We start from the raw sequence: 18,334 nt of genomic DNA, 5'->3' as shown, positions 1-18,334 counted from the left end.
GGGTAGATATATCTCAAATAGAAGCTAATACTAATATTGTGCGTTTAGAACAAGCGAGTTTATTATCAATCTGAATAGAGGAGAAAACCGCGTGCTTAGCTGCTCTAAAGTCATGTCGGAGGATTTTTGAGCAATCATACCCTGTGTGATATACATCTGGTTTTTGTAAATAAATACGTATTGAATCATTCTGAACCTTATTTCCAAGTCAAGGCGCTTCTCAGTGTGACTAGACTCAATTACCATTCCTGGTTGATTGTCGATAACCACTCTCTTGTGTGAGATAAAAGTGCTACCTTCTGGAATCATTCCCTTAGCGTTGCTAAGAGAGAATGTCTCTAATAATTCTTTTTCTGATGCCTTATAGCCTTTATGTAAAGGAAGATCTTTGACCATTAGTATTATAGTATAATTGCCGTATCCATTTTCGCTTGTGAATTTTTGAATAATATTAGGTCTTTCTGCTTCTAAAGCCTTCCAGCTTCTCGGTATTTTTATTTTCCAATCAGTTCCCTTAGATTTTGCATGTCCCTTGGTTTTGAATGTATATGTGTAATTGTCTAAGAATTCTTCACCTCCATTGTTATATTGATAAATTAATAGTGTTTCAATGATTGGACTAGGTATATGTCCCTTAGATCTGTCAAGTACTTCTTTAATAAAAGCGATAGATGTTTCTCTGGTGAGTATCTGTTTGCCTAACACAGAATCTAGTTGGCTAGTCAGCTTGTTCTCATATGTGCTATATGATTGTTGTAGAGCATCCTTCAATGCAATTGATATTCTTTCTTTAGCATTGCTAAATTTATAATTAAATTCTCCTTTAACTTGTATCACATGTGTTTCTAATTCTGGGTGTTCTATAGATATTCTATTTAGCGTGTAGTCTTGTCCTAATAAATACCCGTAAGTCCTACTGGCTTCTGATAACTGATTCTTATTTGAAATAGTTTGTGCTATCGAATTTTGTGTTAAAATTAAACAAATGAACAGATATGTTAGTGTGAAAGCAGTGTGGGTGAAAATTTTCATTAAGCATGCCTTACTAAAAATGGGCACTACTTCATCAAAGTAGCGCCCATTTTTGATTTATAAAGAAGTGAAATTACATATTCCGGCGATACTGCCCACCTACTTCAAACAGTGCATTGGTAATCTGGCCCAGGGAGCAGAACTTCACGGTTTCCATCAGCTCCTCGAAGAGGTTACCGTTGTCTACTGCTACCTGCTGCAGCTGCTTCAGGCGCTGCTCGGTGGTGCCGGCGTTGCGGGCGTGCAGATTCTGCAGCATCGTGATTTGGTACTGCTTTTCCTCCTCCGTGGCGCGGATAACCTCGGCGGGTACCACTGTGGGCGAGCCTTTGGAGGAGAGGAAGGTGTTCACGCCGATGATGGGGTACTCGCCGGTGTGCTTCAGCGTCTCGTAATAAAGGCTTTCTTCCTGAATCTTGCCGCGCTGGTACATGGTTTCCATGGCACCCAGCACGCCGCCGCGCTCCGTAATCCGGTCGAACTCGGCCAGTACGGCTTCTTCTACCAGGTCGGTCAGCTCCTCGATAATGAAGGAGCCCTGCAGCGGGTTTTCGTTTTTAGCCAGACCTAGCTCCCGGTTGATGATGAGCTGAATAGCCATGGCCCGGCGCACCGATTCCTCAGTGGGCGTGGTAATGGCCTCATCGTAGGCGTTGGTGTGCAGGGAGTTGCAGTTGTCGTAGATGGCGTAGAGGGCCTGCAGGGTCGTGCGAATATCGTTGAAGTCGATTTCCTGAGCGTGCAGGCTCCGGCCGCTGGTCTGGATGTGGTACTTCAACATCTGCGAGCGGGCGTTGGCGCCGTACTTCAGCTTCATGGCCTTGGCCCAGATGCGGCGCGCCACGCGGCCAATTACCGCGTACTCGGGGTCGATGCCGTTGGAGAAGAAGAACGACAGGTTGGGCGCGAAGTCGTTCACGTCCATGCCCCGGCTCACGTAGTACTCCACAAAGGTGAAGCCATTGCTGAGCGTGAGGGCCAGCTGGGTAATGGGGTTGGCGCCGGCCTCGGCAATGTGGTAGCCCGAAATCGACACCGAGTAGAAGTTGCGCACCTTCTCCTTAATGAAGTATTCCTGCACGTCGCCCATGAGGCGCAGGGCAAACTCCGTGGAGAAGATGCAGGTGTTCTGGGCCTGGTCTTCCTTCAGGATGTCGGCCTGCACGGTGCCGCGCACCTGCACCAGGGTGCGGGTTTTGATGGTTTGGTACACCTCGGAGGGTAGCACCTGGTCGCCCGTCACGCCGAGCAGCAGCAGGCCCAGGCCGTCGTTGCCCTGGGGCAGCTCGCCCTGGTAGCGGGGGCGGGGCTGGCCTTTCTCCTGATAGATGGCGTCAATCTTGCGGCTAACTTCCTCTTCCAGGCCGTTTTCCTTGATGTACAGCTCGCACTGCTGGTCGATGGCGGCGTTCATAAAGAAAGCGGCCAGGGTAGCGGCAGGGCCGTTGATGGTCATGGAAACCGAGGTAACCGGATCGGCCAGGTTGAAGCCGGAGTACAGCTTCTTGGCGTCGTCGAGGCAGCAGATGCTCACGCCGGCATTACCGATTTTGCCGTAGATATCAGGCCGGTGGTCGGGGTCCTCGCCGTAGAGCGTTACGGAGTCGAAGGCCGTGCTCAGGCGCTTGGCCGGCAGCCCGGCCGACACGTAGTGGAAGCGGCGGTTGGTGCGCTCGGGGCCGCCTTCACCGGCGAACATGCGGGTAGGGTCCTCGCCCTCGCGCTTGAAGGGAAATACGCCGGCCGTGTAGGGGAACTCGCCGGGCACGTTTTCCTGAAGCTGCCACTTCAGCAGGTCGCCCCAGGCGGTGTAGCGCGGCAGGGAAACCTTCGGAATCTGGAGGTGGGAGAGGCTTTCGGTGTGGGTTTTCAGGCGCAGCTCCTTGTCGCGCACCTTAAAGATGAACTCCGGGGCTTTGTAGGCGGCTACCTTTTGCGGCCAGGTTTCCAGGAGTTTCCAGTTTTGGCCGTCCAGCCGGAGCTTGACCTCCTCGAAGGTGCTCTCCAGGCCGGCCACGAGCCCTCCTGATTCGGATCCGTCGCGGCCGTTCCCGGCGCCATATCCTCCAGCGGCGTTGTTCCCGAGGCTTTCAACGGCTCCGATGGCTTGCCGGATTGCGTAGAGCTGCTGAGCGGTGTCAGCTTGTTTTTCAACCCACTGGTCATACTGCTGAATGGTTTCGGTGATTTCAGAGAGGTAGCGCGTGCGGTGGGGCGGGATGATGTACACCTTCTCCGACTGCTCGGCGCTGGTTTCAAGCTGGGAGGCAAACGTGACGCCCGTCTTGGCTTCTACGGTAGCCAGCACGGCGCGGTACAGGCGGTTCATGCCGGGGTCGTTGAACTGCGAGGCGATGGTGCCAAACACGGGCATGCTGTCCAGGGGCGTATCCCAGAGCTGGTGGTTGCGCTGGTACTGCTTGCGCACGTCGCGCAGGGCGTCGAGGGCGCCGCGCTTGTCGAACTTGTTGAGGGCAATGACGTCGGCAAAATCGAGCATGTCGATTTTCTCCAGCTGGGTAGCGGCCCCGTACTCGGGTGTCATCACGTAGAGGCTGGCGTCGGAGTGCTCAATGATTTCGGTGTCCGACTGGCCGATGCCCGAGGTTTCCAGGATGATGAGGTCGAAGCCGGCGGCTTTTACCACGTCCACGGCATCCTGCACGTACTTGCTCAGGGCCAGGTTGCTCTGGCGCGTGGCCAGGCTGCGCATGTACACCCTGGGGCTATTGATGGCGTTCATCCGGATCCGGTCGCCGAGCAGGGCCCCGCCGGTTTTGCGCTTGCTCGGGTCTACGGAAATGATGGCAATGGTCTTCTCCGGAAAGTCGAGCAGGAAGCGGCGCACCAGCTCATCCACCAGGCTCGACTTGCCCGCCCCGCCCGTGCCGGTGATGCCCAGGATGGGAGCAAGGGTAGGGTGTGCGGGGGTGAGGGTAGGAGTTTGGGAGGTGTTTGCCTCGGCGCCGTTTTCCGACTGCTGGAAGTCGGCAATCAGCTGGGTTTTCACCCGCTCAAACTCCTGGGGGAAGTTTTCGGCAGCGGAAATCAGGCGGCCAATACTGCGGGCGTCTTTTTCTTTTACGTGCTTCACCTCGCCGTTGAGGTGCTGGCCGGTGGGGAAGTCCGACTTTTGGAGCAGGTCGTTGATCATGCCCTGCAGGCCCATAGCGCGGCCGTGGTCAGGGGAGTAGATGCGGGTGATGCCGTAGGCTTCTAGGTCCTCGATTTCGGTGGGCAGAATTACGCCGCCACCGCCACCGAAGATCTTTACGTGGCCAGCGCCGCGCTCCTTCAGCAGGTCATACATGTACTTAAAGTACTCGTTGTGGCCGCCCTGGTAAGAGGTAATGGCAATGGCCTGGGCATCTTCCTGAATGGCGCAGTCCACAATTTCCTGCACCGAGCGGTTGTGGCCCAGGTGAATGACTTCGGCGCCGCTGCTCTGGATGATGCGGCGCATGATATTAATGGCGGCGTCGTGCCCATCGAACAGGGCCGCCGCCGTCACGATACGGATGTGGTTCTGGGGCTTATACGGAGCTACAGGAGCTGGGTGCATAGCGCGGAGGTTTTGGGTGGATTTTGGGGGTAGCGAAGGTACGAAAAACGCTTCGGCGAAAAGGTCCGGTTAGTTTTAACCTACCTCTCCTTCTGATTTACTTATTTAGTAAGCATATAATATGGAGAAGCGTAACGTACCGTTTGGTGAAATCGAACAGATCGTAAAGCGTTTAGAAGGCCAGAGAGCCTGGCGAAGCCGCGCTGGTACTGGTACGGGTTCCATTTTTACTTTGCAATTCGGCCCGGCGTTATCAAGTGATGAAACTACAGGAGCGTTTTCTCTTATGGTCTTCTGCGCTTGGCGGATTGTTAAAGGAAACACCATAGTTTGTACATGGCATAGCGATTCTGAGTCTGTCTTGGCACCCATGCTGAAAGCCCTTGAAGGTACTGTAGTTACGAAAGCTACCCTTTCAGAATGCGGCGACCTAGTAATTCACTTCTCTGCTAACTATGTCCTGCAAATTTGGAACGACGAGCCAGTTTCAGGCGCAGATAGCTGGTTCATCGGTTATAAAGGCATCGAATATTATTCTGTTGAACCCGATAGAGGTTTCGTTTATGAGCTAAGCGGTGATTAAGTCGTTTCGGAGCCGATGGTATGAAAAAAAGCCCCGGCGGGATGGCCTAGGGCTTTCCTATTGCTGATGAGGATTCTATAGAACTCTCAAACGCGCCTTATGATCCTGCCACAGGAATGTGCGATGGTAAATAGGTATTCAGTGGTACACCAAACTGATCGGCCAAACCTTGAGCGAAGTCTATAGCAGTTGGCAGTCTGTCAAGTGAGAAAGTCTGTAGCGTTATGCCCGTGCTGGATTGGGCAACGGAGAGCATCACAATTATTTCTTCGGTGCGTTTGTCCGTATCCTTCCAGATTCCCTAACTATTTCTGGATGAAGGAGTCGTGTTACGACTGATAGTAGAAAAATATTTGAGTGTGATGCCTCTGACCGGAGGTAATGGTTCCCAGGAGCCTATTGAGTTTCCTAGAATGGAATAGTAAGTACGCTGGCTTTCTCTATCAAGGTCTACTTCTATGCCCGTTTGCACTAGCCAATGTGCTACAGCGAGACAAGCCAGCCCAATGCCAGCAGACAGAAGAGGAGCACAGCCTAAAATAACCAAGATGAAAAATAGAACAATAGGTAACCCGAAGGCCACAGGCATGAAAGCTGTTTGAGTAAGGCGTAGGATCATAGGCGTATTAGGCAACAAGGGCACAACAAAACCAGCTTGATCGAAAGGTAAAGGAAATGCCCGGCAGGATAGGCTCAAGGACAGATTTGCAGGAAGAAAGTGTTGTGTCAGCAACTGTTCATATACCCTGACCTAGCTGGTGGCCTACTTCATTCTTGCCAGCTCTGGACAGCCAAGTACAAGCTGGGCTGCATAGGGAAAGTCTTCCACCGTGCCTGACTTTTGTCGCGGCCGAAAACCTGGTGCAGGGGAGCAGGAAACACGGCCGGAATACCAAAAAACCAGTTATTCTGGAAAGCCCCTTCACTATCTAGCCATTGCATAGCTACTGCCACCGGCTGCTTTTTCTCCAGCCGCAGATTGTAAGAGCGCAAATCCACTGATACCCAGCCAGTGCGTTGGTCACGCACCACAAATTGTACGTCATCGGTCAGTAGGGGCTCGGCCGGCTTACCGTTGCGCACAGTGTATAACATCAGCCGCAACCGGAGGGCAGTAAACGGGTTACTTTCGATGTACACATTAAAGCTATCCACGTAGCAGTTCCGGGCTGGCTTAAGAAAGGTGCCAAACTCCCGACCCCGCATGTCGTGCTGGCGAGAACTATCCTGCGCCATACCTCCGATGCCCCAGCGGGCCAAACCACTTTTGCCGGAATGGCCTAGCACTTCTGGGCGTAGCTGCCGATGCTGCACCGTTACCTCCCGCAACGCCTGAGCCCGGGGCCGCAGTCGGACCACGGCTGGGTGCTGGCGCAGCTGCTGCACAGGCAGGCGAACCGGCCAGTAGCCCACGCACGAAACCACCACGGTATCCTGGCCCGACAGCGTCGGAGAATCAGGGAATTGGAAACGCCCGAACTCATTGGTTACAGTTCCCAGAGGCTTATTCCTGACGCCTAAGGAAGCAAACGGCACGGGGGTAGTCAGAGAATCGTGGAGCACAGTGCCCTGTAGGGTTTGAGCGTGCAGCCCGTAACTCGAAAACAGAGTGAATACTAAGCTCCACCAAAAAATCAAACGCATATAGCTTGCCGAATAGGTTCAGGCAGGAGAGCAGCCATAAGCGTAAAGCGTTGCAAAGTGGCGCAAAACGCAGTTACGAACAACGTATGAGCCCGCAGAAGCCGCTGAAGAAACGCAGAGGGCGCAGAGTTCAGCGTCTTCTGCGCTAACCTCTGCGGGCTAAAACCAGCCGTGCAAACTACCGCAGCTCCGCCAGCCGCAGCCGAAACCCCGGCAGCACCGTTTCCCCGGACAGCTCATTGTCAAAGCCTTGCACCGTTTCGGGTTGGCCAGGGCGGTAGAGGTAGGCGGTTTCGGTTTCCGGCACGAGCAGCCAGGCTAGTTGGGCGCCGTTGCGGAGCCAGTCGAGCATTTTGGCCTGCAGGGTTTTCAGGGAGTCGGTGGCCGATTTGAGCTCCAACACAAACTCCGGACACACGGGCGCGAACTTGTCCTGCTGCTCCGGAGTCAGCGCGTTCCACTTGGCGGCCGAAACCCACGAGGCATCCGGCGACAACACGGAGCTGTCAGGGAGGGTGAAGCCGGTGTTAGAGTCGAATACTTCTCCCGCCTGCTCGTGTTGTGAAAACCAACTATACGATGTCGGTCATGCGCTCCAGGAAGGAGCCACCTAACAGGATGCCGCCGGTTTCAAGGGAAGTACGCATAGGGTAAAAGTACGCAAACCCAGCCTGTTTCGGCTACTACTTGGCTTACTCCGTCAGCACCGTGAAGTACAGGCTGGGCTGCAGGGGGTGCACGGTCCAGATGGCCTGACTATTCTCGCGCTCCACCATGGTTTGCTTGGGCTGGCGCGTGACGGGAATAGCGAAGTACTTATCCCACGGATTCGTTTTCTCACTTTGGAGCCACTGAATGGTAGCCACTACAGGTTGCTGGGCTTCCAGCAGCAGCTCGTAGGGGCGCAGGTCCACGGTTTGCCAGCCCCGCTGCTGGTGGCTGAGCACCAGTTGGATGTCCTGGGAAAGCAGCATCCGGCCGGGGCGGCCCTGCTCCAGGGCGTACAGGTTCAGGCGGAAGCGAAGGTGCTCGTAGGTATTGGCCGAGAGAAACAGATGAAACTCCTCCAGGTAGGAGCGGCGGGTGGGCCGCAGCACGGTGCCCAGCTCCCAGCCCCACTCATCGTCCACGGTTTCCTTGCCGCTGGAGCCCCCCATCCAGAGCACATCGGCCTTTTCCTTGTTGCGGCCCAGTAGGCCCTCGTGTACGCGGCGGCGCTCTACTTTCACCTCCCGCAGCGCCTGCTCCTGAGGCGCCAGCTGAAACTCGCGCTGACCGGCGGCCAGGGCATCAGGCACTATCACCTGCCGGTCGAAACCCACGCAGGAAACAATAAGGGTATCCTGCAGGGTAGGCAGGCGCAGCAGGTAACGGCCCTGCTCATCGGCCACGGTGCCAATGCCACGACCGGGCACCCCCAGCGTAGCAAAAGGCACGGGCTCCTTGGTTTGGGAATTTAGAACGCGGCCCTCCAGAATGGTTTGGGCCTGCAGGCTGAAACCGGCCAGGCAAAGCAGCAGAAGGAAACAAAAGCGGTAAAGCATACCGAATGAAAAGCAAAGCCAGAAGCGTGGCTGTCAGTAAGCCACCAGAGCCGGGAAGAGGTAGGGTAGCCCATGCCGGCCCGGCCGACGGGCGGAAAGGACTGGGTATGTAGCCGCAAGAACCGCCCGGGGCAGTCCTTGCGGCTGGTACGAAGATAAAGCAAACTACGAAGGAGCCTGTGTTGTCAGGGGCTGCAGCGGCTCATCCGCGGCCTGTTTCTCATTTGCTAAACAAACTGGTGCCCGCCGGCCCGGCCCTCGTGGCGGGCGTCCAGGTCGCGGTTGAGCTGGAAGGCGGCACTGATCAGGGCCAGGTGGGTGAAGGCCTGCGGGTAGTTGCCGATCTGCTCGCCCTGGGGCCCGATCTGCTCCGAGTACAGTCCCAGCGGACTCGCGAAGCCCAGCAGCTTTTCGAACAGCAGGCGCGCCTTGTCCACCTCGCCGCCCCGCGAGAGGTTTTCAATGTACCAGAACGAGCACATCGTGAAAGTGCCTTCCTCGCCCGTGAGGCCATCGGTGGCGCCGTGCTCAGTGCGGTAGCGGAACATCAGGGAATCCAGCAGCAGCTCTTGTTCGAGGGTGCGCATGGTGGCCTGCCAGCGCGGCTCGGCCGGGCTGAACATGCGGATCAGGGGTAGGAGCAGAACCGAAGCATCCAGCACCGCACTCCCCCTGGACTGCACAAAGGATTGTCGTTGCTCGCTCCAGTAGTGCTCGTACACTTCCTGGTAAATTTCGTCGCGGATGCGGTGCCACTCCACCAGCGGAGCCGGAAACGACCGGTCGCGGGCAATACGGATGCCACGGTCCAGGGCCACCCAGCACATCATCTTGCCCGAGAGAAACTCCCGGTCCTCGTCGCGCACCTCCCAAATGCCGTGGTCGGGACGGCGCCAGTTTTCGGCCACGTAGTTTACCAGCCGGCACACGTGCTGCCAGAAATCGTAGGTAATGGCCCCGCCGTACTTGTTATAGAGGTAGATGGTATCCAGCAGCTCTCCGTAGATATCCAGCTGAAACTGCCGGGAAGCGCCGTTGCCGATGCGCACGGGCCGCGAGTCGCGGTAGCCGCTGAGGTGGTCCAGCTCCTGCTCCGGCAAATCAGAGGTGCCATCCACGGCGTACATCAGCTGCAGGTCGCCGGCCTCCGGAAGCTGCACGCACCGGTCCATAATCCAGCGCAGAAAGGCCTTCGACTCCTGCATAAAGCCCAGGCGCAGGAAGGCGTACATGGTGAAAGCCGCGTCCCGGATCCAGGTGTAGCGGTAGTCCCAGTTCCGGACCCCGCCCACGGCTTCCGGCAGCGAGAAGGTAGCGGCGGCTACCGTGGAGCCGTACTGCAGGGAGGTAAGCAGCTTTAGGGTAATGGCGGAGCGCAGCACGGTTTCGCGCCAGCGCCCAGTGTAGGTGCTGCTTTCCACCCACTCCCGCCAGAAGCGGAGCGTATCCGCAAATGCGGCCTCGGTGTAGTGCGCCAGGTCGCGGGCAATGAAGTTGGGGTCACTGGTGGGGGTAGCCTCAATCACGAAGCTGGCTGTTTCGCCCGCCTCTAGGCGCCAGCAACCTCCCGCGTCGCCCGGGTCGGTGGTTTCAAACGGCTGGTTGCCCAGCAGCCGGAACTGAAATCCGTCGGGCCCGTCGCTTTTGAACAGAATGCTGCCGTCGGGCTGCGGGCGGGCCTGGTGGGAGGTGCGGGCATAGTCGAAGCGGGGCGCGCACTGCATCCGGAATTCCATGGCGCCCTTCACTACGCGCACTGTCCGGACTACGGCGCAATTCTGCTCGTAGCGCTTCACGGGCATGAAATCTGTGAGTTCGGCTATGCCCTCCCCGGTGAAGAAGCGCGTGAGCAGTACCCCCGTATCGGGTAGGTACAGCTGCTTGCTGCGCACTTCTGCGCCCGTGGGCTGTAGTACCCACGAGCCTCCTTTTTCCGCGTCCAGCAGGGCCGCGAAAATGGTGGGCGAATCGAAGCGGGTAAAGGGCAGGTAATCAAGGGACCCAACCTTGGAAACCAGCGCTACCGTGTGCAGGTTGCCAATCAGGCCGTAGTCTTCAAGCGGAAGGTAAGCTGCCATACAAAACCAGGCTACCGCCCAACCCCAGGCACACTACGCCGGAGGTGAGCGGTAGAGATATGGGAGGAAAGAATAGATACTAGCTTATTGGCCCTGAAGAGCCCGGACGCCGGCTTCTGCCACCGCATGGTCGTCTTCCACGGTGCTGCCTGAAACCCCAATGGCCCCGAATATCTGCCCTTCGCTATTCTTGAGCGGAATACCGCCCGGAAACGTAATCAATCCCCCGTTGGAGTGCTCAATGTTATAAAGTGAGCCGCCGGGCTGCGAAGCTTTGCCCAGGTCGCCGGTGGGCATGTCAAAGAACCGGGCCGTTTTAGCCTTCCGGATAGAAATGTCCAGGGAGCCCAGCCAGGCGTCGTCCATGCGGATAAAGGCCACGAGGTTAGCCCCGGAATCAACCACGGCAATGTTCATTTTTACGCCCATTTGCAGGGCTTTGTCGTGTGCCGCCTGCACGGCCGCCTGCGCTTGTTTCAGGGTAATTCCCATCGGAAGAAAGAAAAGAAAGTGGAGGTTGCTTTATGCCAACGGGATTACGAAGGGTTTGTTCGGGCCGGTAGGGGGTAGGGCTCCGGCCGAAACCCGGTGCTGGCGGCTGCCCGGCCCTGCAGTACAGTATCCGCGCCGCCCGGGTAAAGCCGGGCGGGTTGCGGGCTCAGCCGGGGGTAGGCCGGCAGAATGTGCCGGCGGCCACCCGGAGCCGCTGGTTAGCTTTTCCGGGCCGGTTTGCCTACCTTCGCGGTTGCAAAAAACCGCCTCTAGTGAAGAACATTCGCAATTTCTGCATCATCGCCCACATCGACCACGGCAAAAGCACGCTGGCCGACCGCCTGCTGGAATTCACCCAGACCGTGGCCAAGCGCGATATGCAAGCCCAGCTGCTCGACAACATGGACCTGGAGCGGGAGCGGGGCATCACCATCAAGAGCCACGCCATCCAGATGCAGTATCAGTACCAGGGCGAGCAGTACACGCTCAACCTGATTGATACGCCCGGCCACGTCGATTTCAGCTACGAAGTATCGCGCTCCATTGCCGCCTGCGAAGGTGCCCTGCTCATCGTCGATTCCTCACAGGGGATTGAAGCCCAGACGATTTCCAACCTCTACCTGGCCATCGGCTCGGACCTGACCATTATTCCGGTTCTCAACAAAATCGACCTGCCCCACTCCATGCCGGAGGAGGTTTCGGACGAAATTGTGGACCTGATCGGCTGCGAGCGGGAGGAAATTATTCCTGCTTCGGGTAAGGCGGGCATCGGCATCAAGGAAATTCTGGACGCCATCTGTGAGCGGATTCCGGCCCCGAAGGGCGACCCGGAAGCCCCGCTGCAGGCCCTCATCTTCGACTCCGTTTTCAACTCCTACCGCGGCATCGAGGTCTTGTTCCGCATCAAGAACGGCACCATGCGCAAGGGCGATAAGCTCCGCTTCATGGCCACGGGCAAGGAGTACGGCGCCGACGAAATCGGGATTCTGGGCCTCAACCAGGAGCCCCGCCCCAAAATCGGGGCCGGCAACGTAGGCTACCTCATTTCCGGTATCAAAGAAGCCCGCGAAGTAAAAGTTGGTGATACCATTACCCACGTGGCCCGGCCCACGTCGGAAGCCATTCAGGGCTTTGAGGACGTGAAGCCCATGGTATTTGCCGGCATCTACCCCGTAGATACTACCGAGTACGAGGAGCTGCGCTCCTGCATGGAGAAGCTGCAGCTCAACGATGCCTCCCTGGTGTGGGAGCCGGAAACCTCGGTGGCCCTGGGCTTCGGGTTCCGTTGCGGCTTCCTGGGCATGCTGCACATGGAAATTGTGCAGGAGCGTTTGGAGCGCGAGTTCAACATGACGGTAATTACCACCGTGCCCTCGGTGCAGTTCCACGCTACCGGCACCAAGGATCAGCTGCTGACCATTAATGCCCCGAGCGAGATGCCGGAGCCGAACATGATCAAGCACATTGAGGAGCCCTACATTAAGGCCCAGATCATTACGGCTGCCGAGTACGTAGGGCCCATTATCACGCTGTGCATGGAGAAGCGCGGCATCATCAAGGGCCAGAGCTACCTGACCAGTGAGCGGGTGGAGCTGACGTTTGAGCTGCCCCTGTCGGAAATTGTGTTCGACTTCTTCGACAAGCTCAAGACCATCTCGCGCGGCTATGCTTCCCTGGACTACGAGCTGATCGGCTTCCGCGAGTCGGACATGGTGAAGCTGGACGTGATGCTGAACGGCGAGAAGGTGGATGCCCTCTCGGCCATCGTGCACCGCAGCAAGAGCTACGACTGGGGCCGCCGCCTCTGCGAAAAGCTCCGGGAGCTGCTACCCCGCCAGCAGTTCGAAATTGCCATCCAGGCCAGCATCGGGCAGAAAATCATTGCCCGCGAAACGGTAAAGGCCCTGCGTAAAAACGTAATTGCCAAGTGCTACGGCGGCGACATCTCGCGCAAGCGCAAGCTGCTGGAAAAGCAGAAAGAAGGTAAGAAGCGGATGCGTCAGGTGGGCTCCGTAGAAATTCCGCAAGAGGCCTTCCTGGCCGTACTGAAAATCGATTAAGTCCAGAAACGCGCTCCATCGGGGCGCGTTTCTTTTTTGCTCTCACTTTAATTTTTCACCTCCTACACTTCTTGACAGGGCGTGTACTGATTTACTACCCCCAAACATGTCCGATACCCTTCTCAAGAACTGTACGAGCCAGGAGCAGCTAGACAAAATCATTAAAGGGCAGGAGCGCAAGTTCCGGTGGCGCGACGACTGGCCCGCCATGGAAGCCGCGCTGCAGGCCGCCGGTACCGCCGCCATTGCCGCCCACGAAAACAAATCAACGCCTAACCAACCTCAGGACCCAGCTTAATCCCGTACCTATGACCACCGCCCCCGACGCCATTACCTACCGCCTCATCGACGGCAAGCAAACCGCCGAGGCCATCAAAGAAGAAATTGCCGCTGAGGTAGCCCAGCGCCGCGCGGCCGGCCAGAAGGTGCCCCACCTGGCCGCCATCCTGGTAGGCCACGACGGGGGCTCGGAAACCTACGTGCACAACAAGGTGCTGGCCTGCGAGCGGGTAGGCTTCGGGAGCACGCTGCTGCGCTTCGAGGATGATATTACGGAGGCGGAGCTGCTGGCCAAAGTGGAAGAGCTGAACCAAGACCCGGAAATAGACGGGTTCATTGTGCAGCTGCCGCTACCCCGGCACATTGACACCAACAAGGTCATCGAAGCCGTGCGGCCCGAGAAGGATGTGGATGGCTTCCATCCCATGAACATCGGGCGGATGGTGGCTGGGCTGCCGGCCCTGCTGCCTGCTACCCCTTCCGGCATCGTGGAGCTGCTACGCCGCTACGAACTCGTGACGGATGGCAAGCACTGCGTAGTAATCGGGCGTAGCAACATTGTCGGGACGCCGGTTAGCATCTTGCTGGCCAAGAACTTGGAGCCCGGCAACTGCACGGTTACTTTATGCCACTCGCGCACCCAGAACCTGGCCGATATTACCCGCACTGCTGATATTCTGGTAGCTGCCCTGGGCCGGCCGGAGTTCGTAACGGCCGACATGGTGAAGCCCGGGGCGGTGGTTATCGACGTGGGCACTACCCGGGTAGAAGATGCCACCAAGAAATCGGGATGGGCGCTGAAGGGCGACGTGAACTTTGCTGAGGTAGCACCCCTCACCTCTTACATCACGCCCGTGCCGGGTGGGGTAGGCCCCATGACCATTGCCATGCTGCTGCTCAACACCCTGCGGGCGGCCAAGGGAGAAGTGTACCCCAAGTAGTTTCTCGCTCCTGATACGCGTTACCCATCCGGCCCTCTGATGCCCGCATCAGGGGGCCGTGTTGTTTGCTGCTCACGACTTTACCGGGCGCGTTTTCGTTACCTGCCGATAAGAGCGGGAAGCTCAACCGCGACTTTGTTTCGTAAAATCCAATGAAAACCTGCTCAGGCTTTTAGAATTCGGGGCTGTGTACTACTTTTAAGATTGGGCTGCCGGAAAATAGGCTGGGCACTAGGTGTGTTGCTTATCCCCGGAATCCCTATTGTTGTTTTTCAGATTACCCGATTTTGCTGCACGAACTTCCTGTTACGTCGGCGGCCCCGGCCCAGGCGGCTGCGGCGCCCACCCTGCCCGTGATGGAGCAGTTTTACACTATTCAGGGCGAGGGCTACAACACCGGCCGCGCCGCCTACTTCATCCGCCTCGGCGGCTGCGACGTGGGCTGCGTATGGTGCGATGTGAAAGAATCCTGGCCCGTGGATGCGCACCCCCGGCAGCATGTAGCCGAATTAGTCGCAGCTGTAACCACCGAGCCGGGTCGTAACGTAGTAATAACCGGTGGTGAGCCCCTGATGCACGATCTGGAGCCCCTAACCGCCGCTTTGCGCCAGGCCGGCTGCCGCACCTGGATTGAAACCAGCGGTGCTTACCCCCTGAGTGGGCAGTGGGACTGGATCTGCGTTTCCCCCAAAAAATTCAAGGCCCCGCTGCCCTCGGTGCTGGCTGCGGCCCACGAGTTGAAAATCGTGGTGTTCAACAAAAGCGACTTCGACTGGGCCGAGCAGCACGCCGCCCAGGTCGGGCCCGGGTGCCGGTTGTACCTGCAGCCCGAGTGGAGCAAAGCCCCGGCCATGATGCCGCTGATTGTTGACTACGTAAAAGCTAATCCGCAGTGGCAGGTGTCGCTGCAGACGCATAAGTTTCTCGATATTCCGTAGCGCCCTACCCGCCTATGCGCCCTTTGTTTATAGTTCCGTTCGTGGTGTTGCTGGCAGTGAGTGAGGTTATTTCCCTGGATGCCACTGCTCAGGCCAAGCTGAGTAGTACCAATACGAAAGCCCGGAATTTATGGGACAAGGCACAGGCGCAGGCCAAGGACCGGGATTTCAGCAAGGCCATTGAAACCCTTACCCAACTCAACCAGAAGTTTCCGTCCCTGGGGGAGCCTTACGTCATGAAAGGCTCGCTGCTGAAGGCGCTCGGCGAAAACCGCTCCGCCTTTGAAGCCTACCGCGACGGACTGGCCAAACTTCCCCTGGACCCCGGCCGGGCCAATGATTACTACACCCTGGGGGAGCTGGCCATGAGCTTTGGGGAGTATGCGGCGGCGGCAGATAGCTATAAAAAGTACCTGAAAACCGCCACGAAAAGCCCCCGCTACGCCCCCCGGGCCCAGCGGCAGCTTCTCAACTGCGAGTTTGCCCAGAAGGCTCTGGCTGCTCCCACCGGCATCCAGCCCGAGCGCCTGCCAGAGCCTCTGAACACCTACCGCTTTCAGTATTTCCCGGCCCTGACGGCCGACAGCCGCTTTCTACTGTTTACGGGGCGGCCCACAGCGGAAAGCGGGGAAGACCTGTTTGTCAGCCGCCAGAATAAGGATGGCAGCATGGGGGCGCCGGCCTCCATTTCAACCGCCATCAATACCCCCTACAACGAAGGAGCTGGCACCATCTCCGGCGACGGCAAGACGCTGGTATTTGCCTCCTGCGACCGGCCTAACTCCGTGGGCAACTGCGACCTGTACATTTCCCGGCGCACGGGCAATACCTGGAGTAAGCCCCAGAATCTGGGTCGCAACGTCAATTCCTCGGAGTGGGACTCGCAGCCCACGCTCTCCGCTGACGGGCGCACCCTGTATTTCACCAGCACTCGGCGGGGCGGGAAGGGCCAGGAAGACATCTACGTGACTACCCTCGATGCCGACGGTAACTGGACGCTGGCCCGCAACCTGGGGGAACCGGTAAATACCTCCGGCAAGGATATGGCGCCCTTTATTCACGCCAGCGGCACTACCCTCTACTACGTTACCGATGGGCTGGTGGGCATGGGCGGGCTGGATGTGTACCGCTGCGAGCAGGTGGCGGGCAGTAAATGGGGGGCGCCCCAGAACCTCGGCTACCCCTTGAATACCTTCGAGAACGAAGCCTCCCTCTTCATCAGTTCCGATAACCGCCGCGGCTTCTGCTCCCGCTCCCGGGCGGCGGAGCCGGGCGTCCGGCAGGAGCGCGACCGGCCGGTAGAGCTGTTCGGTTTCGAAGTGCCCAAGGAAGTCAAGGCCCGCGAAACCAGTACCTACACGCAAGGGCGGGTATTCGATGCCTACACCAAGAAACCAATCCGGGCCGATGTGCAGCTCTACGACCTGAACACTGATGAGCTGGTGCAGTACGTAGGCTCTGACGCCGAAAATGGCGAATACACCGTGGTACTGAACGAAGGTCGGCAGTACGCCATGTACGCCGCCGCCGACAAGTATCTGATGAAGAGCCTGAGCTTTGACTACAGCGATAAGCGCAATTTCGACCCCCTGACCCTGGATATCTACCTTGAACCCGTACGGTCAGGCCGCAGCATCGTGCTGAACAACCTGTTTTTCGACACGAAACAGTACGAGCTAAAGCCCAAGTCACGGACGGAGCTGAACCGTCTAATCAACTTCATGAAGCAGTACCCCGACATTCAGGTTGAGATTTCCGGCCACACCGATGACGTAGGTTCCGATGATGACAATCTGGTTTTGTCACAGAATCGGGCAAAATCGGTGTACACGTACCTAGTGAGCCAAGGAGTGAAGGCTGCTCGGTTGCGCTTCAGAGGCTACGGTGAAACCAAGCCGCTAAACCCAAACGACTCCGATGAACACCGGCAACAGAACCGGCGTATTGAGCTTCGTATCCTGTAAGAGGTAAGATTAGTTACTCGCTTTGGAGCCCGGTTGCCTGTGCAACCGGGCTTTTTTGTGTTGTAGTATTCCTTTGCGATACGATTATTACCGGATTCAAAATGAGGCGAATAGAACTTTTTGGTGAAAGTATTAAAGTAGAATAGTTATAGAAAATCTTTTTTTTATTAAATAGTAGAGTATATATTTGGCCACCCCGGAAATCACATGAAGAAGGATTTGTGTTACATCCACCCCTTTTCAGAGCGTTGCCGGGTTTCCTCGTTTTCCATTCACTTTTATTACAACACCATGAAAAAAGCTACTCTCTTCGCGGTTTTGCTGTTCGGCTTGCAAGGCGCGGTGCTCGCCGGTACTGAGCCCGATAGCCCTACCAGCATCCAGGCTCGCGCAACGGCTCTAACCCGTTCCATCTCAGACAAAGCCCGCCTCGATGAAGGGCAATATCTGCGGCTAAAGCAACTCAACATCCGCATGCTGCTGGAGCAGGAAGACCTGAAAACCCGCTTTGCCGGGGATGCCGCCCTGCTGGATCAGCGCCTGGCCGAAGCGCAGGCCCGCTACGAAACCGACCTGACCGCTATGCTGCGTCCGGCCCAGCTCGCCCTGTTTCAGCAGAGCCGCACCAGCATGACGGCATTGGGCGCTACCCCCAAGTAGCAGGCTTACACCCGCAGGGCCCCCACTGAGTAGGGGACTCTGCGGGTGAGCTACCTGCAAAAACCAAATGACATGATTTTGTTAAAATATAATATTGAATATGTTATACATATGTACTATATTTAACTACCTGCTATAGAGTCGATTTTCTTTTTGGTTTCATCCTCCACTAACCCTACACCACTATGAAAAACGTATTCGTTTGCCTTGCATTTGCATTGCTGGTAACCGCAGGAACTGCCGCCCAGGCCGCTCCCGGCGACGGCGGAAAATTAACGGCCCGGGCTAGCGAGCTCACCCGCCGCATAGCTGAGCGGACCAAGCTCAGCGAAGGACAATATGTGAAAGTGCGTCAGCTGAACCTGCGCTTGCTTACGGAAATGGCGGAAGCACGCAAGCAATTCAGTACCGACGCTGAAGAGTTGGACAAAGCGCTGGCCGACATCCAAATGCGCTACGAGTGGGACTTGGCCTGCGTGCTACGGCCGAAGCAGCTAGCTGCCTACGACGACATGAAACAGACTTTTACCGCCGCGAACGTGCGTTAATTGGCTCGA

14 protein-coding genes and 1 pseudogene are annotated in these 18,334 nt (G+C 57.0%); 8 read left to right on the top strand and 7 right to left on the bottom strand.

The genetic code is table 11. The features are described from left to right. Positions 1-30 precede the first annotated feature (30 nt). Positions 31-1,032 (bottom strand): hypothetical protein, encoded by a 1,002-nt coding sequence (locus GGU46_RS13565; RefSeq protein ID WP_183404050.1) that lies wholly within the window; start codon positions 1,030-1,032, stop codon positions 31-33. Positions 1,033-1,105: 73 nt separating this feature from the next. Then, positions 1,106-4,594, bottom strand: a complete 3,489-nt coding sequence (locus tag GGU46_RS13560; protein ID WP_183404049.1) for a methylmalonyl-CoA mutase family protein — start codon at positions 4,592-4,594, stop codon at positions 1,106-1,108. Positions 4,595-4,715: 121 nt separating this feature from the next. Here GGU46_RS13560 and GGU46_RS13555 point away from each other — a divergent pair, with 121 nt between their 5' ends. Further along, positions 4,716-5,177, top strand: a complete 462-nt coding sequence (locus GGU46_RS13555; RefSeq protein WP_183404048.1) for a hypothetical protein — start codon at positions 4,716-4,718, stop codon at positions 5,175-5,177. A gap of 768 nt (positions 5,178-5,945) precedes the next feature. Here GGU46_RS13555 and GGU46_RS13550 read toward each other — a convergent pair. The 5 genes and pseudogenes from GGU46_RS13550 to GGU46_RS13530 form a co-directional block, all read right to left on the bottom strand. Further along, complete coding sequence (locus tag GGU46_RS13550) at positions 5,946-6,740, bottom strand: carboxypeptidase-like regulatory domain-containing protein (RefSeq protein ID WP_183404047.1); 795 nt, start codon at positions 6,738-6,740, stop codon at positions 5,946-5,948. A gap of 259 nt (positions 6,741-6,999) precedes the next feature. Continuing rightward, positions 7,000-7,383: pseudogene (locus GGU46_RS13545) on the bottom strand (Uma2 family endonuclease); the annotation flags it as partial. A gap of 130 nt (positions 7,384-7,513) precedes the next feature. Beyond that, positions 7,514-8,365 carry a carboxypeptidase-like regulatory domain-containing protein gene (locus GGU46_RS13540; protein ID WP_183404046.1) on the bottom strand — a complete coding sequence of 284 codons (852 nt, stop codon included), beginning with the start codon at positions 8,363-8,365 and terminating at the stop codon, positions 7,514-7,516. Between the two features lie 227 nt (positions 8,366-8,592). Beyond that, positions 8,593-10,443 (bottom strand): glycoside hydrolase family 15 protein, encoded by a 1,851-nt coding sequence (locus GGU46_RS13535; RefSeq protein WP_183404045.1) that lies wholly within the window; start codon positions 10,441-10,443, stop codon positions 8,593-8,595. An 84-nt stretch (positions 10,444-10,527) separates the two neighbouring features. Continuing rightward, positions 10,528-10,935 (bottom strand): GlcG/HbpS family heme-binding protein, encoded by a 408-nt coding sequence (locus GGU46_RS13530; protein WP_183404044.1) that lies wholly within the window; start codon positions 10,933-10,935, stop codon positions 10,528-10,530. Between the two features lie 272 nt (positions 10,936-11,207). On the opposite strand from GGU46_RS13530, the gene lepA reads away from it, so the two are divergent. The 7 genes from lepA (at position 11,208) to GGU46_RS13495 (ending at position 18,325) form a co-directional block, all read left to right on the top strand. Next, complete coding sequence (gene lepA / locus GGU46_RS13525; protein ID WP_183404043.1) at positions 11,208-12,995, top strand: translation elongation factor 4; 1,788 nt, start codon at positions 11,208-11,210, stop codon at positions 12,993-12,995. 106 nt (positions 12,996-13,101) lie between these two features. Further along, positions 13,102-13,293 carry a hypothetical protein gene (locus GGU46_RS13520; protein WP_183404042.1) on the top strand — a complete coding sequence of 64 codons (192 nt, stop codon included), beginning with the start codon at positions 13,102-13,104 and terminating at the stop codon, positions 13,291-13,293. A 10-nt stretch (positions 13,294-13,303) separates the two neighbouring features. Next, positions 13,304-14,215 carry a bifunctional 5,10-methylenetetrahydrofolate dehydrogenase/5,10-methenyltetrahydrofolate cyclohydrolase gene (locus GGU46_RS13515; protein ID WP_183404041.1) on the top strand — a complete coding sequence of 304 codons (912 nt, stop codon included), beginning with the start codon at positions 13,304-13,306 and terminating at the stop codon, positions 14,213-14,215. Between the two features lie 287 nt (positions 14,216-14,502). After that, a complete protein-coding gene (locus GGU46_RS13510) occupies positions 14,503-15,153 on the top strand; it encodes a 7-carboxy-7-deazaguanine synthase QueE (protein WP_246398977.1) in 651 nt (216 codons plus the stop codon). 14 nt (positions 15,154-15,167) lie between these two features. Then, positions 15,168-17,117: an OmpA family protein gene (locus GGU46_RS22470; protein WP_183404040.1), complete on the top strand. Its 1,950-nt coding sequence runs from the start codon at positions 15,168-15,170 to the stop codon at positions 17,115-17,117. Between the two features lie 291 nt (positions 17,118-17,408). After that, entirely contained in the window at positions 17,409-17,777 is a 369-nt protein-coding gene (locus tag GGU46_RS13500; protein ID WP_183404039.1) for a hypothetical protein, read from the top strand. 185 nt (positions 17,778-17,962) lie between these two features. Beyond that, entirely contained in the window at positions 17,963-18,325 is a 363-nt protein-coding gene (locus tag GGU46_RS13495; RefSeq protein WP_183404038.1) for a hypothetical protein, read from the top strand. Positions 18,326-18,334 lie beyond the last annotated feature (9 nt).

Source organism: Hymenobacter latericoloratus, from assembly GCF_014199535.1.
GTDB lineage: Bacteria > Bacteroidota > Bacteroidia > Cytophagales > Hymenobacteraceae > Hymenobacter > Hymenobacter latericoloratus.
The sequence above is the reverse complement of the archived record's forward strand: the minus strand, read 5'-3'. Positions and strand labels throughout refer to the sequence as shown.